This window comes from Allobosea sp. CS1GBMeth4, from assembly GCF_900185715.1.
Classification (GTDB): Bacteria; Pseudomonadota; Alphaproteobacteria; order Rhizobiales; family Beijerinckiaceae; genus Allobosea.
The window spans coordinates 190,389-214,582 of sequence record NZ_FYAS01000014.1 but is presented as its reverse complement, the minus strand read 5'-3'; the positions used below and the strand labels follow the sequence as shown (position 1 = coordinate 214,582).

At 68.8% G+C, this 24,194-nt stretch carries 18 protein-coding genes; 11 read left to right on the top strand and 7 right to left on the bottom strand.

The window, feature by feature from the left end:
- The first annotated feature begins 237 nt into the window (after window positions 1-237).
- Window positions 238-4,719 (top strand): non-ribosomal peptide synthetase, encoded by a 4,482-nt coding sequence (locus tag CS1GBM4_RS08380; RefSeq protein WP_210201552.1) that lies wholly within the window; start codon window positions 238-240, stop codon window positions 4,717-4,719.
- 8 nt (window positions 4,720-4,727) lie between these two features.
- On the top strand, window positions 4,728-6,983 hold the full coding sequence (locus CS1GBM4_RS08375; RefSeq protein ID WP_186418239.1) for a condensation domain-containing protein: 2,256 nt from the start codon (window positions 4,728-4,730) through the stop codon (window positions 6,981-6,983).
- Window positions 6,984-7,004: 21 nt separating this feature from the next.
- On the opposite strand, the gene CS1GBM4_RS08370 is transcribed toward CS1GBM4_RS08375, so the two are convergent.
- Together CS1GBM4_RS08370 and CS1GBM4_RS08365 are read right to left on the bottom strand one after the other, a co-directional pair.
- Window positions 7,005-7,700 (bottom strand): 4'-phosphopantetheinyl transferase superfamily protein, encoded by a 696-nt coding sequence (locus tag CS1GBM4_RS08370; protein WP_186418238.1) that lies wholly within the window; start codon window positions 7,698-7,700, stop codon window positions 7,005-7,007.
- Window positions 7,700-9,043 carry a lipopolysaccharide biosynthesis protein gene (locus CS1GBM4_RS08365; protein ID WP_186418237.1) on the bottom strand — a complete coding sequence of 448 codons (1,344 nt, stop codon included), beginning with the start codon at window positions 9,041-9,043 and terminating at the stop codon, window positions 7,700-7,702. The genes CS1GBM4_RS08370 and CS1GBM4_RS08365 overlap by 1 nt, the downstream gene beginning before the upstream one ends.
- Before the next feature lie 251 nt (window positions 9,044-9,294).
- Between CS1GBM4_RS08365 and CS1GBM4_RS08360 the strand changes: the two genes are divergently transcribed.
- The 9 genes from CS1GBM4_RS08360 to CS1GBM4_RS08320 all read left to right on the top strand — a co-directional run bounded on the left by CS1GBM4_RS08360 (window position 9,295) and on the right by CS1GBM4_RS08320 (window position 19,991).
- The gene (locus tag CS1GBM4_RS08360) at window positions 9,295-12,150 is read left to right on the top strand and encodes a right-handed parallel beta-helix repeat-containing protein (protein WP_186418236.1); all 2,856 of its coding nucleotides are present in this window, start codon (window positions 9,295-9,297) and stop codon (window positions 12,148-12,150) included.
- 185 nt (window positions 12,151-12,335) lie between these two features.
- The gene (locus CS1GBM4_RS08355; RefSeq protein WP_244607124.1) at window positions 12,336-12,986 is read left to right on the top strand and encodes a methyltransferase domain-containing protein; all 651 of its coding nucleotides are present in this window, start codon (window positions 12,336-12,338) and stop codon (window positions 12,984-12,986) included.
- Window positions 12,983-13,861 (top strand): glycosyltransferase family 2 protein, encoded by an 879-nt coding sequence (locus tag CS1GBM4_RS08350; RefSeq protein WP_186418235.1) that lies wholly within the window; start codon window positions 12,983-12,985, stop codon window positions 13,859-13,861. Before CS1GBM4_RS08355 ends, CS1GBM4_RS08350 begins: the two co-directional genes overlap by 4 nt.
- A gap of 934 nt (window positions 13,862-14,795) precedes the next feature.
- Window positions 14,796-15,347 carry a methanogen output domain 1-containing protein gene (locus CS1GBM4_RS08345; RefSeq protein ID WP_186418234.1) on the top strand — a complete coding sequence of 184 codons (552 nt, stop codon included), beginning with the start codon at window positions 14,796-14,798 and terminating at the stop codon, window positions 15,345-15,347.
- Window positions 15,322-16,503: an ATP-binding protein gene (locus tag CS1GBM4_RS08340; protein ID WP_186418233.1), complete on the top strand. Its 1,182-nt coding sequence runs from the start codon at window positions 15,322-15,324 to the stop codon at window positions 16,501-16,503. The genes CS1GBM4_RS08345 and CS1GBM4_RS08340 overlap by 26 nt, the downstream gene beginning before the upstream one ends.
- Window positions 16,500-17,159, top strand: coding sequence for a response regulator transcription factor (locus CS1GBM4_RS08335; RefSeq protein WP_186418232.1), 660 nt, complete (start codon window positions 16,500-16,502; stop codon window positions 17,157-17,159). The genes CS1GBM4_RS08340 and CS1GBM4_RS08335 overlap by 4 nt, the downstream gene beginning before the upstream one ends.
- A 261-nt stretch (window positions 17,160-17,420) precedes the next feature.
- A complete protein-coding gene (locus tag CS1GBM4_RS08330; RefSeq protein WP_186418231.1) occupies window positions 17,421-18,101 on the top strand; it encodes a response regulator transcription factor in 681 nt (226 codons plus the stop codon).
- Window positions 18,102-18,395: 294 nt separating this feature from the next.
- The gene (locus CS1GBM4_RS08325; RefSeq protein ID WP_186418230.1) at window positions 18,396-19,148 is read left to right on the top strand and encodes a response regulator transcription factor; all 753 of its coding nucleotides are present in this window, start codon (window positions 18,396-18,398) and stop codon (window positions 19,146-19,148) included.
- A 30-nt stretch (window positions 19,149-19,178) separates the two neighbouring features.
- Window positions 19,179-19,991, top strand: coding sequence for a glycosyltransferase family 2 protein (locus tag CS1GBM4_RS08320; RefSeq protein ID WP_186418229.1), 813 nt, complete (start codon window positions 19,179-19,181; stop codon window positions 19,989-19,991).
- 63 nt (window positions 19,992-20,054) lie between these two features.
- On the opposite strand, the gene CS1GBM4_RS08315 is transcribed toward CS1GBM4_RS08320, so the two are convergent.
- From CS1GBM4_RS08315 to CS1GBM4_RS08295, 5 genes are all read right to left on the bottom strand, one after another.
- Window positions 20,055-20,303: a hypothetical protein gene (locus CS1GBM4_RS08315; RefSeq protein ID WP_186418228.1), complete on the bottom strand. Its 249-nt coding sequence runs from the start codon at window positions 20,301-20,303 to the stop codon at window positions 20,055-20,057.
- Between the two features lie 83 nt (window positions 20,304-20,386).
- Window positions 20,387-21,229, bottom strand: coding sequence for an ABC transporter ATP-binding protein (locus CS1GBM4_RS08310; RefSeq protein WP_186418227.1), 843 nt, complete (start codon window positions 21,227-21,229; stop codon window positions 20,387-20,389).
- Window positions 21,226-22,287, bottom strand: coding sequence for an iron ABC transporter permease (locus CS1GBM4_RS08305; protein ID WP_186418226.1), 1,062 nt, complete (start codon window positions 22,285-22,287; stop codon window positions 21,226-21,228). Before CS1GBM4_RS08305 ends, CS1GBM4_RS08310 begins: the two co-directional genes overlap by 4 nt.
- The gene (locus CS1GBM4_RS08300; protein WP_186418225.1) at window positions 22,284-23,399 is read right to left on the bottom strand and encodes an ABC transporter substrate-binding protein; all 1,116 of its coding nucleotides are present in this window, start codon (window positions 23,397-23,399) and stop codon (window positions 22,284-22,286) included. The genes CS1GBM4_RS08305 and CS1GBM4_RS08300 overlap by 4 nt, the downstream gene beginning before the upstream one ends.
- Window positions 23,400-23,665: 266 nt before the next feature.
- Window positions 23,666-24,058: a hypothetical protein gene (locus CS1GBM4_RS08295; RefSeq protein ID WP_186418224.1), complete on the bottom strand. Its 393-nt coding sequence runs from the start codon at window positions 24,056-24,058 to the stop codon at window positions 23,666-23,668.
- Window positions 24,059-24,194: the final 136 nt, after the last annotated feature.

The window sequence follows — 24,194 nt, the reverse complement described above, 5'->3', positions numbered from 1 at the left end:
GCGCTGGCGCCGCCGCCGGCGGCCCCGCCCCGACCGGCGCCCGCGTCCGCGTCCGCGGCCGGCGCCGCAGCCGGTTCGACGGCGCGCTTCAAGCCGCTGATCCGCACGGGCGGTGAAACCCTCAGCGACGCTCAGCGCGCCCATATCGCAAGGCTGACGAGCCTCTATGTCGCCAGGACCGCGACGTCGAAGCGCCTCGCGGACGAGCATCGCCCGGTCCTGGCCGACCCCCGCACCGTGTCAGGCTTCGCCGCCGACTGGAAGGAGATGGTCTATCCGATCGTCGCCGCGCGCGCGAAGGGCGCCCGGATCTGGGATGTCGACGGCAACGCCTACATCGACCTCGTCAACGGCTACGGCCAGACCGCCTTCGGCCACGCGCCCGACTTCGTCGTCGAGGGGGTCGAGGCCCAGCTGAAGGACGGCTTCGCCATCGGCCCGCAATCGCCGCTGGCGCACGAAGCCGCGCGCCTGTTCTGCGAACTGACCGGCCACGCCCGCGTCGCCTTCTGCAACACCGGCTCCGAAGCGGTGATGGCGGCGATGCGCGTCGCCCGCACCGTCACCGGCCGCGATCGGATCGTGGCCTTTTCCGGCGCCTATCACGGCCAGTTCGACGAGGTCCTGGTCCGCGGCGTCGGGGCCGGCGAGCAGCGCCGCTCCGTGCCGGCCGCCCCCGGCATCCCTGCAGACGCCGTCGGGCGCATGACCGTGCTCGACTACGGGACCGACGAGAGCCTCGCTTGGCTGCGCGAGCACGCGCACGAGCTCGCCGCCGTGCTGGTCGAGCCGGTCCAGAGCCGCCGGCCGGGCTATCTCCCCGCCGACTTCCTCCGGGAGCTGCGGACGATCACCGAACGCTCGGGCACGGCCCTGGTCTTCGACGAGGTCGTCACCGGCTTCCGCGTCCATCCGGCCGGAGTGCAGGCCCTGCTCGGCATCGAGCCGGACCTCGCCACCTATGGCAAGGTCGTCGGCGGCGGTCTGCCGGTCGGCCTGCTGGCCGGCCAGGCCCGCTTCATGGATGCGCTCGACGGCGGCGCCTGGCGCTTCGGCGACGACAGCGTGCCCGAGGTCGGCGTCACCTTCTTCGCCGGGACCTTCGTCCGGCATCCGCTGGTGCTCGCGGCCACGGTCGCCGTGCTGAAGCACGTCAAGGCGGAAGGCCCGGCCCTGACCGAGGCGCTGACGCAGCGCATGCGCCAGCTCGTCGAAGCCCTGCGGCGCGTCTTCGCCAAGGCCGGCTGGGATGTGCCGATCGAGAGCTATGGCAGCGTCTTCTATTTCGAGCCGGCGCGCGACCACCGGCTCGGCAGCCTGCTGCATTACCATCTGCGCGCGCGCGGCATCTTCATCCAGGAGCACTATCCCTGCTTCCTGACGACCGAGCACGGCGAGGCCGAGATCGCGGCGATCGTCGCCGCCTTCGAGGACAGCCTCGCGCTGATGCGCCGCGACGGGATGCTGCCGGGAACGACGGCCGAGCCCGTGACGGACAGCTCCGCCGCGCCTGCGCCGATCGAGCTTCCGCTGACCGAGGCCCAGACCGAAATCTGGCTCTCGGACCAGACCGGCCCGGAGGCGAGCGCCGCCTTCAACGAATCCGTCAGCCTGACGCTCGACGGCGAGGTCGACGCGCTTCGTCTCGCCGAGGCGGTCAGGCAGGTCGCCTCCCGGCATGCGATCCTGCAGGCACGTTTCTCCGCCGCCGGCGAGACGATGCGGATCTCACCCTCGGAGGCCTTCCCGGTCGCCATCGGCGACCTGCGCGGCGAGCCCGACCCGCAGGCCGCGCTGCGCGCCAGGATCGAGGCCTATGCGAACCGGCCGCACGATCTGGTGCAGGGACCGGTCGCGGAGGCCGAGATTCTCCGCCTCGGCGAAAGCCGGCACGTGCTGATCCTCTCGGCGCATCACATCGTCTGCGACGGCTGGTCGACGAATATCCTGCTCGACGAGGTCGCGACGGCCTATCGCGCCGGCACGGGCGCCCTGCCGGCGCCGATGCCCTTCGCCGACTATGCCGCGGCGACCCGCCAGGACCCGCGCACGGAGGAGGCCGCGGCCTACTGGGTCGGGATGTTCGCAGAGCGTCCCGCGCCTCTGGAACTGCCGACCGACCGGCCGCGGCAGGCGCAGCGCAGCTTCCGCGGCGGCACGCGCACCAGCTTCATCGACGCCGAACTCTATCGCAATGTGAAAGCGGCCGGCGCCCGCCGCCGACGGACCCTGTTCGCCACGCTCTTCGCCGCCTTTCAGGTTCTGCTGCTGCGGCTCTCCGGACAGCGCGACCTCGTCATCGGCGTTCCCGCCGCCGGACAATCCCTGCTCGAAGGCCCCACGCCCGTCGGCCATTGCGTCAACTTCCTGCCGATCCGCGGCGGCATCGACCCGGCGGAGCCGTTCTCCGCCCATCTCGACAAGGTCGGGCGCCTCGTTCTGGACGCCTACGAACACCAGAGCTTCACGCTCGGGGCGCTGCTGAAGCGGCTGCGCGTCCCGCCGGTGTCGGGGCGGCTGCCGCTGGTCGAGGTTCAGTTCAACCTCGAGCGGCTGGCCGGGAATCTCGATTTCGGGCCGGGCATCGACGCAAGCGTCGAACCGAACCCCAAGGCCTTCTCGACCTTCGATCTCTACGTCAACATCGGTGAATCCGATGACGGCCTGCGCATCGACTGCTGCTATGGCGCCGACCTCTTCGACGAGGCGACGATCGACCGCTGGCTCGGCCATTACCGCACGCTGCTCGCCGCCTTCGTCGCCAATCCCGATATCCTCATCGGCGCGATGCCCCTGATCGAGGGCGAGGAACGGCAGCGGCTGGTCGGCGACATCAACGACACCGAGGTCGCGTTCCAGCTCGACGCCGGCACGATTCCGGCCTTCGAGCGACAGGTTCAGCAGCAGCCGGAGGCGATCGCCGTGTCCTGCGGCGACCGCCAGCTCTCCTATGCCGCCCTGAACGCCTGGGCCGACCGCATCGCCGCCGAGCTGACGGCCCGCATCGATGCGCCGGAAAGCCGCGTCGGCCTGTTGATCGAACGCTCGCCGGCCCTCGTCGCCGGCATGCTCGGCGCCCTCAAGGCCGGCTTCCCCTATGTGCCGCTCGATCCGGTGATGCCGAAGGCGCGCATCCAGCGGATCCTGCGGGATTCGGAGGCTGTCGCGCTCCTGGTCGCCGGCCCGCTCGACCCGGCCGTCCTGGAGCCCGACGAGGGGCTGGTGCTCATCGACGTCGACCAGACCACGATCAATCTGGCCGGGATCAGGACGGCGGCGGTCACGCCGGAGCATCTCGCCTATGTGATCTACACCTCGGGCTCGACCGGGGCGCCGAAGGGCGTCGAGGTCACCCATGGCGGGCTGTCCAACCTGCTCTTCGCGATGGCGCGCGAACCGGGCTTCTCGGGCACGGACACCCTGCTCGCCATCACGACGGTGACCTTCGACATCGCCGCGCTGGAGCTGCTGCTGCCGCTCGTCCAGGGCGGCCGGGTCGCGATCGCGACCGCGGACGAGGCGAAGGACGGGGCCGAGCTGCTGGCGCGGCTCGAGCAGAGCGGCGCGACCGTCCTGCAGGCGACGCCGATGACCTGGCGCCTGCTGCTCGAAGCCGGCTTCCGTTCGCGGCCCGGCCTGCGCATGCTCTGCGGCGGCGAGGCGCTGCCGCTCGAACTCGCGCGCAGGCTGCTCGAGGGCGGTGGCGAGCTCTGGAACATGTACGGGCCGACCGAGACCACGATCTGGTCCTCGGTCGCCCGCATCCGGCCGGAGGACGAGGTCGTCACCATCGGCCAGCCGATCGCCAACACGCAGTTCTACATCGTCGACGGCAACGACGCGCCGGTCGGCGTCGGCATCCCCGGCGAATTGCTGATCGCCGGCGCCGGCCTGGCCCGCGGCTACGCCAACAACCCGAAGCTCACCGCCAGGAGTTTCGTCGCCAACCCGGTCGACCCCGCCCGCAGCGCCAGGGCCTACCGCACCGGCGACCGTGCCAAGTACCTCCCGGACGGCCGCATCCTGCATCTCGGGCGGCTCGACCATCAGGTCAAGCTGCGCGGCTTCCGCATCGAGCCGGGCGAGATCGAGGCCGTGCTGGCGCGCAAGACCGGCATCGTCTCGGCCGTGATCCTGCGCGAGGACGTGCCGGGCGAGCCGCGGCTGGTCTGCTATTACGTCACCGGCGTGGACAGCCCGCCCCCGGCCGAGCTGCGCACCGCGCTGGCGCAGGAACTGCCTGACTACATGGTCCCGACCGCCTGGGTCGGCCTGCCGGCCCTGCCGCTGAACCCGAGCGGAAAGCTCGACCGCGCCGCGCTGCCGGCGCCGGATGCCGCCGGCGCAGCGCCGAAAGCCGACCAGACGGTCGCCAGGGCCATGCCGCGCACCCCCGTCGAGGAGACGCTGGTCCGGATCTGGAGCGAGGTGCTGCGGCGCGAGGATGTCGGCGTCGACGACGACCTGTTCGACCTCGGCGCCGACTCGCTCAGCATCTTCCAGATCACCAGCCGCGCCCGCCGCGAGGGCCTCAAGCTCGCGGCCCGCGACTTCTTCCGCAACCGGACGATCGCCGCCGTTGCGGCGGCGCTGCCGGACGAGCCTGCCGCCGAGGCCGCCACTCCGGCCGCGACCTTCTGGAAGCGGCCCTGGCGGAACGCGCGCGATGGCGGACAGGCGAATGTCCCGAATGCCGTCTCGCAGCGTGAGAGAGGGTGAACGAAGCCATGGCGAACCAGTTCACGCGCGAACCGGAACCGCACCCCCGCGAGCCGGATCGCATCGCGACGACGGCGAGATGCTCGTCGGCGCAGGAGCGCTATTGGGAGATCGATAGCCGGGACCCGGGCACGCCGGCGCTCAACATCGCGGTCAAATGGCGGATCCGCGGGCACCTGGACGCCGCGCTCGCGCAGGAGGCCTTCCAGGCGATCCTGGACCGGCACGAATCGCTGCGCACGGCGATCCGGCTGGAGGATGGCCGCCCCGTCCAGGCGATCAGCGAGCATGTTCCCTTCAAGCTGCCGGAGATCGACCTCTCCGGCCTGCCGGAGGCGGACCGGACCAGGGAGGCCGATCGCATCGCCCAGAGCGAGGCGTGCACGCGCTTCGACCTCGACGAGGCTCCGCTGTTGCGGGCGACGCTGCTGCGCAAGAGCCGCGCCGAGGCCGTGATCCTGGTCGTCGCCCACCACATCGTCAGCGACGGCTGGTCGATGGGCCTCGTCGCCAAGGATTTCGTCGCGGCCTATCAGGCGCTCGGCCGTGGCCGGGAGCCGGTCCTGCCCGAGCTTCCGCTGCAATATTCCGACTTCGCCGAGGGAAGCCGCGACGGCATGGCCAGCGAGGCGCTCGCGCGCGAAGAAGCCTATTGGCTGGGCAAGCTCGCGGGGCTGCCGATCGTCGAGGTGCCGCCCGACCGCCCGCGCCCCGCGACGCGCAGCACGAGCGGCGCCTCGCTGTCGCGATTGCTGCCCCGCCCGGTGACCGCCGGGCTCGCCGATCTCGCGCGCCGGGAGGGGACGACCTTCTTTTCGGCGGCTTACGCCGTCCTCCTGACGCTGCTCCGGCAACGCACCGGCGCCTCCGACATCGTGCTGAGCACGCAGTTCGCGAACCGCGACGATGTCGAGCTGGAAGGGATCGTCGGCCCCTTCGTCAACACGCTGGTGCTGCGGACCAGGCTCTCGGACGAGCAGAGCTTCCTCGATCTCTGCCAGGCAGCCCGCGACACGTTCGAGGACGCCGTCGACCATCACCAATGGCCGTTCGACCGGCTCGTCCCGCTGCTGCCCGGCAGCGACGATGCCGGCCGGCCGCCGGTCTCGATCAACTTCATCGTCCAGCGCGCCTTCATCGGCGAGCTCGCCAATGACAGCTTCCAGCTGTCTGGCATCCCCTCGCCCCTGCCGGGCGCCCTCTACGATCTCAACTTCATCCTGGTCGAGCGCGAGGAAGGCTGGCGCCTGACCTGCGAATATCATCGCGACCTCTACGATGAAGGGACCGCGAGCGAGCTGGCGGCGCAGTTCGAGAGCCTGGCCGAGAGGCTCGTCGCCGATCCGACGGCGCGCCTGCCGCGGCCGGCGCCAGCCTCGCTGCCGATCGCCTCGCCGCTCTGGCTGCCGGCGACGCCCGCCCCCCCGCCCGTGATCGACGCGACGGCGCTGCGCCGGACCTGGCTGCAGCAGGCCGGCTCGCAGCCGACCCTGTTCGCCCTCAACCACACCGCCCATAATCTGCGTCTGTACCGGCCGCTGTCCCACGAGCTCGGCCCGGATCAGCCCTTCGCCGCGCTGCAGCTGCTCGATCCGCTGGTGAACGGCGCGGCTCCGACCTCGATCGAGCAGCTCGCGGCCGCCTATTGCGAGGCGATCGTCGCGACCAGGCCCGAGGGCGGTTACCGGCTCGCCGGCTTCTGCCGCTCCGGGGTGATCGCCCTGGAAGTCGCACGCCAGCTGGCCGCGAGCGGCAGGCAGGTCGATCTGGTCGTGCTGATCGACTGCTGGGCACCGGGTTATTTTCTGCGGCAGCCTTACCTCGCGCGCCTGCGGTTCAGGCTGAAGCGCGCGGCCCGCTTCGCCCGCCGGTTCTGGCGTGCCGGGCCGCGCAGCTTCGTGACGCGGATGTCGTTCTGGCTGCAATCGACCGCCGCGGTCCGGCAGGCGAAGCGCCTGCTCTTCTGGCGGCCGGCCGAGGAAGCGGCCGACGAGGCCGATTTCTGGCGCACGACCGACGAGCTCGAGGCGCTGGTCCAGCGCTATGCGCTGCCACGCTACGAGGGGCGTGTCCTGGTCTTCAGGAGTGGCGCGATCCCGCCCGGCTGGCCCCCGGACGCCACATTGGGCTGGGCGGGCCATCTCGCGCCGGACACGCCCTGCTTCGCCGTCGACGGCGAAGGTCATGAAGGCGCGTTCTCCGAAGCCGGCTCGCGGACCATGGCCGAGCGGATCATCGAGGCCACGCGCCAGGACCGCCACTGACGGAAGGAGGCCGCGCGAGCGCTATGGCCGCGCCATCCAGACCGGCGACCAGCCGCGCTGGCGCACCGCCAGCGTGCCGCAATAGCCGGGCGCCGGCTCCAAATCGGCGAGTTGCCAGAAATCGGCCTCGGCCGGATCCGATTCGACCGCCAGCAGCCGCGCCCTGCGCGGGTCGAACGAGACTTCGAAGCTCGACGGCGAGCCGTTGAGACCGACGCCGATCGCCTTCAGGCAGGCTTCCTTGCGCGTCCAGCAGCGGATGAAGGATTCCTCGCGCAGCGCCGGCGTCAGGGCCGCCAGCATCGCCAACTCCCGCGGCGCCAGGCAGCCGGCCAGCAGATCGGCCGAGACCGGCCGGATCCGTTCGATGTCGACGCCGACCGCCATGCCCTCGGCCACCGCGACGATCGCGAGCTCGCCGGAATGGCTGAGATTGAAGGCGACGGTGCGTCCGCCCTGCGCGTTCGCGAGGAACGGCTTGCCGAAGGCCGTCTCGCCGAAGCGCAGCTGCGGCGGCGGGATCTGGATGTAGAGCGCGAGGACGCGCCGGAGCCAGTTGCGCGCCGCCACGAACGCGATCCGCGTCTTGGGATCGTGGAAGCGGTCGGCCCGGGCCCGTTCCTCCGTCGACAGCATTCCCAGCCGCTCGGCCGCCTCGCCGGCATGAAGATCGACGCGGCAGCACCAGAGATGCACCTCGGAAGGCGGCAGCGGCATCATGGCGAGGGCGCCGTCGCGATGCGACCGCCGGCTGGCGTATCCGGCGCGCTTGCCAGCAGCCCCGGAACCCGCAGGGCGAGCAGCGCCAGCACGACCAGGGCCGCGAGTTCGGACAGGAGCGTCACCGCGATCAGCCCGGCGACGCCGAAGACGAGCGCCGCCGGATAGACCAGCAGCAGATTGAGGCAGCCGCCGACGAGCGCCGCGAGGAAGACCGGCCGCGTGAGCTCGAGCGCCCGAAAGGCGCAGCCGAGGACGAGGCTCATCAGCGCCATCGGGAAGGCGAGCGAATACCAGACGATCACCCAGTCGAACTCGAGGATCTCGCCGCCGTAGAGCAGCTGCAGCAGCCATGGACCGAACAGCCCGAGGCCGATGACGGCGGCGGCGCCGGCCAGGCCGGCGAACAGCATGGCGCCGGCGAGCGTCCGGTGCAGGCCGGGCATGCCGCCTTGCGCGAAAGCCTTCCCGGCCAGGGGCGGAACGATGTTCTCCAGCGCCTCGCGCACCACGTTGAGGACGGCGAGCAGGCTCTGCGCCGCCCTGAGCGCGCCGAGCACCTTCGGCCCGAGCAGGCCCGCCGTCACCAGGAGCCCGCTATAGCTGAGCACCCATTGCACCGAGCCGGTGAGCACGAGCCACCGCGCCGAGCGCCATTGCCGTCCGGTGACGCTGGTCAGGATCCGCCGCCGCCACAGGAGAGGCCCGGACATGCCGAGGCCGCAGAGCGTCGATATCGCCGCCGCGCCGGCCACGGCCCACAGCGCATTCGCCACGTCGATCACCCCGGCCTGCCAGAGGGCGGCGAGCGCGCCGAGCTTGAGAATCTGGTTGACCGCGTCGATCAGGAGGATGCCGGCCGGCTGGCGGCGGGCGAACAGATAGCGCCGCAGGAAATCCTGCGTCAGATAGCTGGCCGCCGCCATCGCTCCCGGCAGGGCGACCTCGGCGAGCGGGGCGGCCGCGCCCGCGGCGACTGTCAGGACCGCGAAGATCGCCACGGCCGCGACGACGACATATCCGGCCTGATGCAGGAAGACGACGGTGTAGTAGGCCTCGGCCTCGGCCCCCTGCTCTTTGGTGCCGATGCTCATCATCGGGCTGACGATGAGTCCGAGCTGAAGGCTCATCGCGAAATAGAGCGCGAGCCAGACCATGGTGTAGACCCCGAAGGCCTCGAGGCCGAGCGCCCGCGCGAGCAGGATGGTGGTCAGGAAGTTGCAGGCGCTGGACAGGGCCTGGTCGCCGAAGGACAGGGCCGGGCCGCGCATGGCGCGGAGCCGCGCCCTCAGGCCCGTCCAGGTCCTGCCTGCGCCGCCCCGCTCCCGCTGGCCGGGCATCCGGCCGATCTCGCCCCCGCTCTGCATTCCCGCGCCCCAGCTGGCGATCGCCCCGCCGCATCGTCCACGCCGGACTCTAGCGTCGCGCCCCCTCCGGCCGCGCTGGGCATAGGGGCTGCCCAAAAGGAGGGGGGCCGCCGACCTCGCCGGCCTGGCTACCTCTGATGCCCACCCCGCCCGGGCACCGCCGGGCGCTACCCTTGTCGTGCGACGGAGGTCGCCGCACGGAGCGAGGGCGGACGGTGAACGGGATGTCACGGATACCGGCGAGCGTCGCGGCCGACCGGCGGGCGACCGACCGCTACCTGCCGGTCCTCGCCCTCGGCTTCGCCGGCTATGTCGTCCTCGGGAAGAGCTTCGCCTATCTCGGAATGCCTCCGCTCTTCATGGGCGAGATTCTCTTCGCGCTGGGCCTGCTCGCCTTCTTCGCCTCGGGCTGCGTGACGACGCTGCTGACCACCGTGCCTGCGGTCAGCGCGGCCCTCCTCATGGCCTGGGTCCTCCTGCGGACGCTGCAGGGCGTCGGCGCCTATGGCGTCGATGCGCTGCGCGACGGAGCGGTCGCGCTCTATGCCGGCTTCGCCTTCATCGTCGCGGCCCTGCTCGTCGAACGCCCGGCCCGCATCGCCCAGATCGTCGGCTATTTCAGGGTGCACGCGCGGGTGCTGATTCCGATCGCGATCGTCCTCTATCTCATCGCCCGCTTCTTCGGCGCCTCGATCCCGAAGCTCCCCGGCCATAATGTCGAGATCATCTCGGTGCGCTCGGGCGAGCTCGCCGCGCATCTCTGCGGCGCGCTCGTGCTCGTCCTCGTCGGCCTGTGCAAGGTCAGCCGGACCTGGCTCGTCGTCGCCCTCGGCGCCGCCCTGCTCGTCGCCAGCCAGAGCCGCGGCGGCATGCTCTCCCTGCTGCTCCCATTGGTGCTGGCCATGATCCTGACCGGACAGGTCGGCCGCCTCGCCGCGATCGCCGCCGGGCTCATGCTCGTCCTGCTCATGGCCTATGCGGTCGACTTCGAGATCGACCTGCCGCGTGGCGAGCGGCCGATCAGCGCCGCCGCCGTCATCGAGAATCTCGCCAGCATTGCGGGATCGAGCGACGCCAACAATCTCGACGGAACCAAGCAGTGGCGGCTGGGCTGGTGGCAGGCGATCCGCGACTACACCGTCCACGGCCCCTATTTCTGGACCGGCAAGGGCTTCGGCATCAACCTGGCGGAGGCGGACGGGTTCGTGGTCGGCCTCGAACGCGGCGGGCCGACGCTGCGCAGTCCCCACAGCGTCCACATGACCTATCTCGCCCGCGGCGGCGTGCCGGGGCTGGCGCTCTGGCTCCTGACCATCGGCAGCTGGTCCGTCGCGATGCTGCGGGCCGCCCATCTCGCCTGGCGGCGCGGCGATCTCGACTGGGCGCGCTATTTCGTCTTCCTGCTCTGCTATTTCGCCTCGATCGTCATCGACGCCTCCTTCGACGTCGCGCTCGAGGGGCCGATGCTCGGCATTCCCTTCTGGATCCTGTTCGGCATCGGCTTCGGCTCGCTGATGGTCTACCGCGCCTGGCATCTCGTCGAGGCGCCGGCGCGCTTCGCGCGGGTGCCACGCAACGGCGCGCGCCTCGTCGGGGCAGCTCTCATCGCGGTAGCGGGGCTGCTCGGCGGCCCCGCCTCGGACGCGGCGGCGAATGCCCCCTGCCCGGCCGGCGCTATCCTGGTTCCGGTCGGCGCGTCCATCCAGGCCCTCGTCGACAGGGCCCCGCCGGGAGCGGCCTTCTGCATCGCGGCCGGCCTCCACCGGGCCCAGACGGTCGCCCCCAAGGACAGGCAATCCTTCGTCGGCCAGCCCGGCGCCATCCTGAACGGCGCCGAGCTGGTCACCGACATTCGCCGGCAGGGCGCCTTCTGGGTGACGGCGTCCCCGAAGCCCGGGATCAGGCCGTTCGGCACCTGCCTGCCCCATCGCGCCCGCTGCAACGATCCGCACCGCTTCTTCCTGGACGGCGAGCCGCTGGAGCCGGTTGCCGACCGCGCCGATCTGGCGCCCGGCCGCGTCTTCTCCGATCCCGCGACCGGCCTCAGCCATCTCGCCGACGATCCGCGCGGCCGCACCCTGGAACGGACGCGCCAGCTCTACGCCTTCGACAATGCCGGAGCCCGCGGCATCACGGTCAGGGGCCTGATCGTCGAGAAATATGCGACCCCCGCACAGCAGGGCGCGATCTTCGGCGACGAGAACCCCCGCGCCACCGACTGGCTGATCGAGGGCAACGAGGTCCGCCTCAACAGCGGATCGGGGATCGCGACCGGCGACAGGAGCATCGTCCGCCGCAACAAGGTGCACCGTAACGGGCAGCTCGGGATTTCGCCGAACGGAACCGACGTCGTGATCGAGGACAACGAGATCCACGAGAACAACACCTATGGCTTCGACGCCGGCTGGGAGGCCGGGGGGGTCAAGGCAGGCAAGGTCGAGCGCCTGACGCTGCGCGGCAACCATGTGCACGACAATTACGGCTCGGGCCTCTGGTGCGATGTCGACTGCCGCAACGTCCTGTTCGAGAACAACCTCGTCGAGCGCAATTCAGACGCCGGCATCTTCTATGAGATCAGCTTCGACGCCGTGATCCGCAACAACACCGTTCGCCTGAACGGGACCGGGCGCGGCGGCCAGCAGGGCAGCTTCTGGGTCTGGGGCGCCGGCATCCAGATCGCCGCCTCCGAAGGCGTACGCGTCTACGGCAACAAGGTCACCGTCGCCGAGGGCGGCCGCGGGATCGTCATCGTCGACCAGGGCCGCGAACGGGTCGACCAGCCCAGACGGGGGAACGGCGCGAAACAACAATTCTACCGGACGGCACGCAATGCGGTCCATGACAACGAGATCGTCTATGAGGGCGAGACCGGCCTGTCGGGCGGAGCCAGCGATGTCCCGGCTTCACATCCGAACTTCGGGATCATCGAGACGGGCGGAAACCTGTTCGATCGCAATACCTATGTGCTGCGCCGGCCGACCGAGGCGCCCCTCTTCATCTGGGGCCACGAGCCGGTCTCCTACGACAGGTTCCGCAGCCTCGGCCAGGAGGCCAATGGCCGGATCGTGCCGCCCGACTAGGCCAAGGGGCCGGGAGGCCCCGGCGATCGACCGGGATGTCGCGCCGCTCCGGGCGCGAATGCCCAGATCGGCTTAGTCCGCAAGCCCTGGTGCCTAGTCCTCGGACCGGGCCGCGAGCGGCGGGTTTGCAGGTAAGATCCGCCCTCACAATCCGCATGGCGTCGCGAGGCCGAGAGCTCATGAACATGATTCCGCGATCGTTCCGCCGGTCGCAGTTCCGCGAGGAGCGGTTCAAGACCTATGTCCGCCCGATCATCGACGCCGTGATGAGGACCCGCGGATCGTGCCGCATCCTCGACCTCGGCGGGGACGCCGACTACTGGCGGTTCGACCTGCCGGCTTCGGGAATCGACATCTGGCTCCTGAACATCGAAGCAAGGGAGCCGTCTCCCGATCCGCGCTTCCATGTCGTCCAGGGCGATGCGCGCGACGTCAGCGGGTTCGACGATCTGAGCTTCGACTTCGTCCATTCCAACTCGCTGATCGAACATGTCGGCCAATGGGCGGACATGAAGCGGGTCGCTGCCGAGATCAGGCGCCTGGCTCCGAACTACTACGTGCAGACGCCGAATTTCTGGTTTCCGCTCGATCCGCACAGCAACGCTCCGATGATGCACTGGCTGCCGCAGCCCCTGCAGCGGCGCCTGGTGTCGAGCAAGGCGCGCGGCTTCTACGCCAAGGCGGCCTCGCTCGACCAGGCCATGCGGATCGTCGAAGGCACCTCCATGCTCGATCGCGCCCAGCTCGCCGGACTTTTTCCCGATGCGGAGATTCTGACGGAGGACGTCTTCTTCCTGGCGAAGTCGCTGATCGCCGTCAGGACCGAGGGACGGTGAGCGCTGACGGCGCCCCGGCGCGGGATTTCGCCTTTCTGGCCCTGGCCAGGGATTGCGCCGGCACGGTGCCGCGCTTCCTCGACCTGCTCGGCGCACTGCGGCGGAGCGGCCTGAGCGTCGCGGCCTTCGTCGGCGAGAACGGCTCGCGCGACGGAACCGACGCGCTGCTTCGGAGCGCCGCGGCGCACGGCGAGATCGTCCTCGTCCCGACCGCGTTCATGGCGGAGGAACCCGCGCGGCTCCGGCGCATGGCGCTGGGCCGCGAGCGGCTCAAGACCGAACTCGAAGCGTCCGGCATCGAAGCCCGCTTCGTCTGCGTCATCGACATCGACAACGCCATCGCCAGGCCGCCCACGGTCCCGGCCTTGCTCGCCGCGGCGGCGAAACTCGATCGGAACGGCGTCTTCGGCGTATCTGCGACCTCCCGCCCGCACTATTACGATCTCCTGGCGTTCCAGGACGAGCATCGCTCCTTCGAGACGCTGCTCGACGACCTTGCGAAGAATCGGCGCGACATCGTCAGTTATTATCGCTTCTTCCGGTCGCGGATCTATCCGCAGCAGCGCGCCCTGACGGCCGATCGCGAGATCGCCTGCGCCTCGGCCTTCAACGGCCTCTGCCTCTACCGGGCCGAGATCTACCGTCTCGGCAGCTATCTCGAAGCCGGCGCCGACATTTGCGAGCACCTGGTCTTCAATCGTCGCCTCGCCGCCCTGACCGGCGGGACGATGCTGGTCGATCCCGGCCTCGTGCTGCTCACGCCCGGCGACCATGCCGAGCGGGGCTTCCTGCCCTTCGCCTGGCAGCGGCTTCGGAAACTGATCGCTCTGATGCGGCATCGGCGAATGGATCGCAGGCGGCCGCTGGTCTCGTGACGGGGGGCGGGAACCGACGGCGAGCCCTGCATGATCGGCCGCGCTGCACCGATGAGCGGCGGAATGGCGCCACGATCACGACATTATGACTTCGAATATCCGGCCCAGATCAGATTTGGTTCCGAAAGGAACCATGAGCGCTCGAAGCCGGAGAGGTGTCGCCGCGGCCCTCTCCGCGAATTCGAATCCAATAGATTTGTATCTGGAATTAACGCGTGAATTTTAGCTAAATACTTTAAATCTGAGGCGTCATTCAAAAGCTACCAGAAATCCAGGTCGAGTGCCATCCGATACGCTGGTTCCCTTGAGCGGCAACTTGGTATCTTCATGGCCGGGCGCAGCCCAATCGGCACGATCAGCACAACTTTCATGCGAGTCGAAACAATGAAAATCCTTTTTGGGACAGGTTTATTCAATTTCGAGCAGACAAGTTCCAAAAATATGTTATCTTCGCGAAAGGATGCTCGTTTGGGTATAGGAGGTCGCGTTCGATTTGGCCCGGTGAGGAATTCGATAAGCGCTTGATTTTTGCCGTTTCGTCTTATCTCTCCCGCATGCGTTTCATGCGTTGCCGACTTCAGGTCATCGACGGCGCTTGAGCTGCCGTAAGGGAGGCCAAAACTAAACTTTTTAGATATAATTAAAATTTTAGAAAATTATGGAATGCTGGCAATGCCATCGTTTCGATCTGAAAAAGTCTCATTGCTATAATTATAGGCGAGTTCAGACGGGCTTAAAATTTTCAAATGTGTTCGAATACAGCTCCGCCGCCCAATTCTGATGCACAGGAACGCAGTCGCGCACAGAGATTAAGCCAGATGGAACACTTGTTCACGAAAGGAAGCTGCTCGCCCGGACAGTAACAGAGTCTCCACGAACGCATCACCGGACGTCCCGGCTTGGGACAGCGATCCAGTCAGGAGGGCTAGCCATCGTGACTTCATCCGCTACCACTATGCCGAATATCAGCTCGCTCGACATCGATTTCGACGATCACGTCCTCTCGGACGCCCTGGTCGCCGGCATGGCGGAGTTGCTGGAGACCATCGCCGGCCCCGAGGATGCGTGCGCCTATGTCAGCAGCATCGCCGCGCGCCTGGGAGCCGACATCGAGAAGCAGTACAAGGCGGCGCTGAACGTCCAGCATCTCAATCGCAATCAGCTCGTCGCGGTGCTGATCGACCTGAAGAACCGCGCCGGCGGGGGGTTCTCGCTGACCGAGCAGGACGAAGACCGGCTGGTATTCGGGAACCGCGCCTGCCCCTTGGGGAAGGCCGCATCGAACCACCCCTCCCTCTGCATGCTGACCTCGAACATCTTCGGCCGGATGACCGCGAACGCGGTCGGATACGCGGCTGTCGACCTCGAGCGGACCATCGCCAGGGGAGATTCCGACTGCCGCGTGGTCGTTCACCTCAGGCGGACGGCACTGGAGCCGGACACAAGGGAATACTTCCGCGATGATGCATCTGCAGCTTCGGCATGAGCTAGACCTCGAGACCAATCTCGAGCCGTCGGTCATCGCGGCGAGCGACGGTAGCATCCATGCGCTCAACCGCGTCGCGAGCCGGGTTCTCGATTGCAGCGGCATGGCGCCGTCGCTGTTCGACATCTGCAGGAGCCGGGCGGACTCGCTGCGGGCTTTCCTCGTCGCCTGCTCGGGCTCGCGCCTGCCGCTGATCGAACAGGTCCGTTTCGACGGGCCGGGCGGCGCCGCCGACTATCGCTGCGTCGGCCATGCCCTGGTCCCGCGGCGCCGGAGCCGCCCCGCCACATTGCTGCTGCGCCTGCACCCCGCCAGGGATGCGCGGTTCTCGGCGGCAGCGGAGCGGATGAAGCGCCTCGCTGCGGAGCGGCAGCGGCGCCTTGCCATGCAGCAATGCGAGGAGTTGCGCAGCGACCGCCTCAGGCTGGTCGAGCAGTATTGCTACGTCGCCGAAGCGCTGCGCATCGTGGAGGCGCGAACCCACGAGCTCCGGGACAAGGTCAACCATATCCGCGCCGACGAGCGCGAGCGCATCGCCCGCGATCTCCACGACCATGTCGGGCACGAGATGGCGCTCGCCCTGGCGGAACTCAGAACCATGCAGCACGACGCGGAAGGCCCGGCGAAAGCGCGGCTCGGCGCCATCGTCGCGCACATCGGCGGGATCGGGCGCAAGATCCACCATGCCGTCACCAGCGGCCGGCCGCACCTCGTCGAGGAGCTCGGCTTCGTCCGGGCGATCGAGGCCATGGCTGCATCCTTCGCGGCGGATGGCCGGATCGACCTCTGCTTCAGGACGAAGGGCCTCGAACCGGAGCTCCTGCCGGCCGCCGTCGAATGCGCGCTCTATCGGGTGGCTCAGGAAGCTCTGACCAATATCGTCAAGCATGCGCTCGGCGCGAGGAAGATCGATATCACGCTCGACTTCGCCCGGGAATCGCTCGCGCTGACGATGGCCGACGACGGCGCCGGCATCCGGCTCGAAGCCGTCGGGGCCGAAAGGCACGGCGACGCCGGTATCGGTCTGCGCGGCATGCGCCGGCGCATGGAGGAGATCGGCGGGACGCTGGAGGTGGGGCCGCGCCTCGACAAGGGCACGATCGTCACGGCCGTCGCGCCGCTGGTCTGCGCGCCGCAGCGGAGCCTGCCGTCATGACGGCGCGCATCATCCTGGTCGACGACCATCCCGTGGTGCTGGCCGGCATGCAGGCGCTCGTGCTCGGCCTGCCCGATCTGGAACTGGCCGGGCTTGCGACTTGCGGATCGGAAGCGCTCGCGCTCGTCCGCGACCGGCGTCCCGAGGTCGTCGTGCTCGACATGGGCCTTCCCGGCATGAGCGGGCAGACGCTGGCCGAGCGCATTCTCGAGCAGGCGCCCGACACGCGCATCGTGATGCTGACGCATTACGAAGAACCGAGCTACGTCCAGAAGGCCCTGAGGGCCGGCGTTCGGGGCTATGTCCTCAAGGCATCGGCCGGCGAGAAAGTCGCGCAGGCGATCAGGACCGTGCTGAGCGGCGGCGTCTATATCGATTCCGACCTGGAAGATTTCCGCTCGGAATGGATCCGCAAGCTGTCCTCGTCCGCCGGCGCGGCGCCCGCGGCGGGGAACGGCGCGCTGACCTATCGTGAGACGCAGGTCCTGCGCCTCGCCGCCGTCGGCCATTCCAACAAGGAGATCGCCCGGCGCATCGGCCTCGGCATCAAATCGGTCGAGACCTATCGCTACAGGGCCTGCAAGAAGCTGATGCTGCATTCGCGCCTCGACATCATCAGATACGGAGCCAGCAACGGCTGGCTCGTCGATGTCTGACGGTTCTGGCTAAGCCATCGGCGCGCCGATCTGCTGCGTTTGGGTCTGTGCGGAGTACTCAGCTTGGCGAGACCGGAACAATAATGGCCACACGTCGTGCGGCGGCATCTCCCGAAGAGCGTGGCGACTTGAAGGACCGTTCCCGCTACCACAATGCTCGGGGATCAGGAGCCTGGGCTCGGGTACCGCCTGCGATCAGGCGGAGCGCGACGTGCGGCCACGTCCCCCAATGGCAGGGGCGACCAGACCGGCGGCGCGAACATGGTGAAAATCCTCGTTGCCGACGAACATGCTCTGTATCGCACGGGGTTGCGCACCATCCTCCAGGCGGCGCTGCCCGACGCCGAATTCATCGAGGTCGAGGATTTCGACGGCCTGATGCGCAGCCTGATGGAAGAGCAGCCGATCCATCTCGCGCTGGTCAGCCTCAGCCTGACCGGAGCCAGCGGCCCGCAGATCATCTGGGAGTTCAAGCGCGCCTCCACGACGACGCGCTATGTCGCCATCTCCGGAAACGGCACCTTCGACCACGTCCTCCATTACGTCGCCGAGGGCTTCCACGGCTTCATCTCGAAGCTGCAGCGGGATGACGAGATCGTCGAGGCGGTCCACGATGTCCTGGCCGGGCGCCTCGCCATTCCGCGCGGCCTCACCCCGTTCGGCTCGACGGCGGAAGGCCATCGCTCGCGCGAGACGTCGCAGCGCCGCGTCGGCTCGCAACAGGATCCGTTCGGGCTGACCCGCCGGCAGAAGGACGTCCTGGCGCTGCTGGCGGACGGGCTCTCCAACCGGGAAATCGCCCAGGCGCTCCATATTGCGGAGCCGACCGCGAAGATCCACGTCTCGGCCTTGATGCGGACGCTCAACGTGCGGAACCGCACGGAAGCGGCGGTGCTCGCGAAAGACCTCATCCGCATCCTCAAGGTCGATTCAGCCCACTAACGCAAGGTAATGCAGGTGGCTGTAAGCCCTCGCGCGCCGATTTATTATTCGTCCTGTAAGGGTTTTCCCGACAGGACCGTATTTTTCCCGACACGACGAACACATCCGAATGAACTAATTATTAACCATCGGGCAGAGGGTTGCGGCGCCCCTGTTCGGATGGCGATGCCCACAAATGATTAGCCGACGCGGCCTGCTTCGCAGTCCGCACACTAAAAACATCACCTCATCGATAGCCTGTACCTTCTGTTGCATTCGCGACATCAGTCTTGTTTCGAGTAAAGGGGAGTAACAATGGCTGACATTATCGAGACCGCCGTGCTGAGCGACAATGCCCTGCTTCGCGAGGGGATTACCCAGCTTCTGGACGGAGCGCGCTTCCGGGTAAGCCAGAGATCCACCAGCTTCGACTTCCAGAAATACGAGAGCAGCCAGAAGGCGCCCGATCTCTTCATCGTCGTGATCGACGATACGTCCTGCTCGATCGTCGGCGACATCCGCCGGCAGTTCAAGAGCGCCAAGATCGTCGCCCTCGCCCTCCGCGACAGTCGCGACCTGATGCGCCGCGCCATGCAGCTCGGTGCGGTCGGCTACCTGGTCGAGTCCGTCTCGGCGCAGGACCTCATCACCTCGCTCGAGGTCGTCGTCGCCAACGGCGCCGTGTTTCCGCCGGATCTCCTGTCGCAGCTCTCCGAGGTCGCGGTCGAGCCGCAGCGCCTGCTCCAGGGCGTGCAGCGCCGGGCCGACGGCTCGCCGTTCCAGGGGCTTTCGGCCCGCGAGGTCAGCATTCTCGAAGGACTCATGCTGGGCGAGTCCAACAAGGTGATCGCGCGCAAGCTCGAGATCGCCGAAGCCACCGTGAAGGTCCATGTCAAGGCGATCCTGCGCAAGGTGCGCGTCAGGAACCGCACGCAGGCGGCGATGTGGGCGATGCAGAATTCGGTGACGCGGATTCCGGTGGTCGAAGACTCAGAAATCGCGCCCACGCCCTCGGCACCGATCATCGCCGCGCGGCCGGACATGGTCGCCTCGGCGAGGCTGGCCTGATCGGACGACCTCGGCGACGGAGCTGCACAAATGATCCTGACAATCGTGACCCCGACGCTGAACGCCGTCGATTACCTCAGGGAATGCATCGAGTCCGCGCGTCGCAATGCGACGCGCGGACTCGAGATCGAGCACGTCATCGTCGATGGCGGCAGCACGGACGGGACCGTCGAGCTGGCGCGGAGCTACGGGCTGCGCGTCATGCAGGGCAAGGACAGCGGCATCTTCGACGCCATCAACAAGGGCTCCTTCAATTCCTCGGGTGAATTGCTGGGCTTTCTCGGCGCCGACGACGTGATGCTCCCCGGCGCCGCGGCCGCCGTCGTCGACACCTACCGCACCAGCCGGCGGCGCTGGGTCGTCGGCGCCATCCGGTGGATCGATTCGCGCGGGCACGGCCTCGGCGGGCTCGCCGCCCCGCCGAACTGGATGACGCCCGCCATGCTCGTCTGCCTGGGCTGGAACCCGATCATGCACATGGCGACCTATTTCTCGCGGTCCTTCTACGAGGAGCTGGGTGGATTCGACATCGCCTACAAGGACGCCGGCGATTACGACATGTTCTGTCGGGCGCTGGCGAAGGAGCCCTATGGCCGGATCGCCCGGCCGATCGCCTGTTTCCGGCGGACGGGCGTCAACAACAGCGCGATTCACGGCGCGCGCACGACGGCCGAATGCGCCAGGATCTACGCGCAGCACGGGCCGTCATCGCAGGCCGAGCGCCTGTTCTGGCGCCTTCTGCTGAAGACCTACTTCAACCTCGCCAATCCCGATTGGCTGCTGTCGAAGATGGCCGACACGACGCGCACCACGCTGAAGCTCCAGCCGAAAGCGCATTTCTGAGCGCCGCCGGAACTGGATCACGCTGCTTTCGGGGAACGAAGCAAGATCTGGAGGCCCTTCCGGTCAGCCTGACCGGAAGGGCCTCCATGGCGCTGCGCGCACGACCGGACGTCTTCCCCGCAGCAATCCCCGGACCGCCTGCATCGACAGCAGCAGAAGGCCTGCGGCCGGCCACGCCGCGCTGATCAGCGCGACGATGGCTGCATCCGTGGCGGTGAAGGCGGGGCGCTCCGCTTCGAGCACGCAATTCAGCGCGACCAGGCTCGCGACCAGGAGATAGGCCGGCACGGCGATGACGAGCGCGATGGTCATCCGCATTGGCCCTCGACGGAGTGCCTGCTGAAGCTCTCACGCTAGATCGGCCGCCCGTCCGGTCAATCGCGCATGAGACGGCGTCACCGGCCATTCCGGATTACGGCGCCGGGCGGTGGCGCAGCGGGCGGACGGTGCGGAGCGGCTTCCGGCGCTCCGCCATCCATCGGCGCGGCGGCCGTCACCGCGCGCAGCGGCGTGACGACGAGCGAGCCGTCGGGCGCCGCGGACATCGCAGCCTCGACGCCGAAGACCGTGGCGACCGTCTCCGGCTCGATCACCTCCGCCGGCCGGCCGTGGCGGATCAGCCGTCCCGCGCAGATCACGGCGATCCGGTCGGCGAAGCGCGCCGCGATGTTGAGATCGTGCAGGACCACGACCGTCGTCAGGCGGCGCTCATGCGTCAGGCGGCGGACGGTCTGCATCACCCCGAGCTGATGGCGGATGTCGAGCGCGCTGATCGGCTCGTCGAGCAGCAGCAGCTTCGGCTCCGCCGCCAGCGCCTGCGCCAGGAAGACGAGCTGCCGCTGGCCGCCGCTGAGCTCGCCGAGATAGCGCCCGGCGAGCCGGCCGAGATCCAGCTCGTCCAGGACCGCACGGGCCATTGCGAGATCGTCCGGCTTCACCCGCAGCCCGAGGCTTCCGAGCCGCCCGAGCAGCACGGCTTCCAGGACCGTGAGCGCCGCGCGGGTGGACGTGTCCTGCGGCATGTAGCCGATCCGGGCCGCCGCGCCGTCATCGGCCCCGCGCAGGATCCGGCCGCCATGGGCGACGAGGCCCGCGACGGCCTTGACCAGCGACGACTTGCCGGAGCCGTTGGGGCCGATCACGCCGAGCACCTCGCCCGGCATCGCCGACAGGCCGAGGCCCGCGAGCGCCGTCGTCCCGCCATAGCGGACTGACAGATCCTCGATCGTGAGTCTCACCAGAATGCCCTCCGGCTGCGCAGGACGAGCCAGACGAAGAAGGGCACGCCGATCAGCGAGGTGACGATGCCGATCGGCACGATCGCTCCCGGCATCACCGTCTTGCTGGCGATCGAGGCGAGCGACAGCAGCAGCGCCCCGAACACGCCGGAGGCCGGCAGCAGGCCGCGCTGGTCCTCGCCGACGAGCATCCGCGCGAGATGCGGAGCCACCAGCCCGACGAAGCCGATCGTGCCGACGAAGGCGACGGCGACGCCGGTCAGCGCCGAGATGACGGCGAAGGCGCGCATGCGCAGCCGCGGCACGTCGACGCCGAGCCCTTTCGCCCGCTCGTCGCCGAGCTTCAGCGCCGTCAGCCGCCAGGCGTCGGCGAGCAGCAGCGGCAAGGCGACGGCGAGCACCGCGACGATGATCCAGAGCTTCGACCAGCTCGCCTTCTGCAGCGAGCCGAACAGCCAGAACACGATCTGCTGGAGCGCCTCCGGCGAGGCGACGAACTGCAGCAGCGCCAGCAGCGCCTGGAACAGGAAGAGCAGCGCGATGCCGCCGAGCACCAGCATTTCGGGCGAGGAGCCGCGCAGGCTGCCGATGGCGTAGACACCGGCACAGGCGAGGCAGGCGAAGAGGAAGGCCATGGCCGGGATCGCCCAGGGCTCCGGCAGGGGCATGGCGACGCCGAGCACGATCACCAGCGCCGCGCCGAAGCCCGCCCCGGCCGAGACGCCGAGCGTATAGCTCGACGCCAGCGGGTTGTTCAGGATGGTCTGCATGATGCCCCCGGACAATCCGAGCGCGGCCCCGACCGCGAGCGCCACGAAGGCGATCGGCAGCCGGATAGACCAGACGATCGCGTCGATCGTCCGGTCCTGCGCCAGGCCGAGGACCGAGCGCGCCACCGCCGGGACCGGCAGCATCGCCGGGCCCGTCGCCACGTCGAAGACGAGGCTGACGGCGAGCGCCGCCAGCCCCGCGAGAAGCACGGCGCGGCGCTTGCGCGCCAGCCGCGCATAGACGGCTTCGACGCCGCCTCCGGAGACCGCCGACAGGGTCGCGCTCATGGCTTCAGCGCCAGCATCCAGGTACCGTTGAAGGCGAGCGGCAGGTACTTCTCGTGATAGGCCTTGAAGCTCGCGACCGGATCGATGTCCGCGAACTGCTCCGGATAGAGCCGCTTGGCGATGTATTGCATCGCGACGAAATCATAGAGCGTGCGGCACAGCCCGTGCTCGATCGCGTTGATCTCCCCGGCCCTGACCGCCTTGAGCTCGGCCCAGCCCGCCCGCTCGACATAGGGCTTCAGGCTGGCGCGGGTCTCGTCGGCCGGGATGTCGTAGCCGGTGCGGACCGCCTTCGGCTTGCCGACCCAGGACGAGGAGGCGAAGATCACCATGTCCGGGTTCTCGGCGATGACGGCTTCGGCGTTCAACGGACCCCAGGGCCCGGGGATCTTGCCGGCGGCGATGTTCTCCGCCCCCAGCGTGGTGATGATCTTGCCCCACATCGTGTTGTTGTAGGTATTGCCGATGGTGTCGGCGCCGGCCTGGCCGAGCTCGACATAGACCTTCCTGGCCGGCACGCCCGCCGCCTTGGCCTTGGCGACGCGGGCCAGGATGTCGTCGTACCGGCTCTTGTAGAGCGTCGCGAGCTCTTCGGCCCGCGCCTCCTGCCCGGTCACCTTGCCGAGCGCACGCGTCGAGGCGAGGTGCCGCTCGAGCAGCTGCGCGTTGTAGTCGATGACGACGACCGGGATCCCGGCGCCCTCGATCTGGGCGACCTGCGATTGCGCCGACTTGTAGGTCCAGTCGGCGATCAGCAGCACGTCGGGCTTCAGCCCGATCACCTTCTCGGCGCTGAAGCTGCCGTCCTCGCTGTGCCCGATGTCCGGCATCGCGGCGAGGTTCGGGATCACCGCCTTGTAGCGGTTGAAGATCAGCGGCCGCCAGCCCTCCCAGGGCGCGCGCGAGATGCCGACGACCTTCCGCCAGCCGTCGACGCCGGCCACGGCCGTAAATTCCTCGAAGTTGAAATTCACCGCGACGCGCTTGACCGGCAGGTCGACGGTGACCTTGCGGCCGAGCGCGTCCGTGATCTCGGTCGGCGCCGCGAGCGCGGCGATTGCCGACAGCGACAGGGAGATCGCGCCGAGCGCGATCGACATGAGCTTATGCATGGTGGTCTCCGTGAAATGATGGCGGGAAACGGCCGCGGCTGGCGCCGGCCGGCCTGAAAGGCGCGCCGCGCGCCGCGGCGCTGGCGACGGCCCGCCGCGCAGCGGAGCGCGACGAGCGCGAGCGAGCCCGCGCGGCGGGCGAGGCAGGGAAGGGCATGGTGTCGGAATCCGCGCCGCCATGGCGTCGGGCGGGTCCGGGCCCGTCACGACAGCCAGCGGCAGGCTGAATCAGCCGTCGCGGACGCCGGCAGGCGCCGGACGGCGGCTCAGATGCCCGCGGGCGGCGCGCGCGGATTGCCCGGCGAATGGCCGGAGAGGAAGCCGACCGGCCGGTCGAGCCTGCGGGAGAAGGCGACCCGGTCGGCCGGCCGCAGCGGCAGGACCTGGAAATCCGGCAGCGCCGGATCGGCTCCGGTCAGCATCGGGCAGCCGGCGGTGCAGCAGCTCATGCCGGCATGCGCCTGCGACCTGTCATGATCGCCACCGCCCGGAATATCGCCGCCCGGTGCGCAGTGCGACAGCGCCAGCGTCCGGTCGAGCGAGAGACCGTTCGCATAGGCGCCGGCCGCGAAGCCGGCGAACAGCGCCTGAGCCACGAGCAGATAGGCCGCGAGCATCGCGGTCCATGATCTCCAGCGCGGCTTGGGCCTGTGCGACACGAATGCTCCCCCGCTCCCTGCATAGCGCCGGATGCGCCGCAGAGGAAGTGCGTCGCAACAGCTCAGTCCGTTCGTGCCGTTCGCGATGCTCGTCTCCGACCGGAGAAGGTCCGCGTCCGCTTTCAGGCAATCGCGC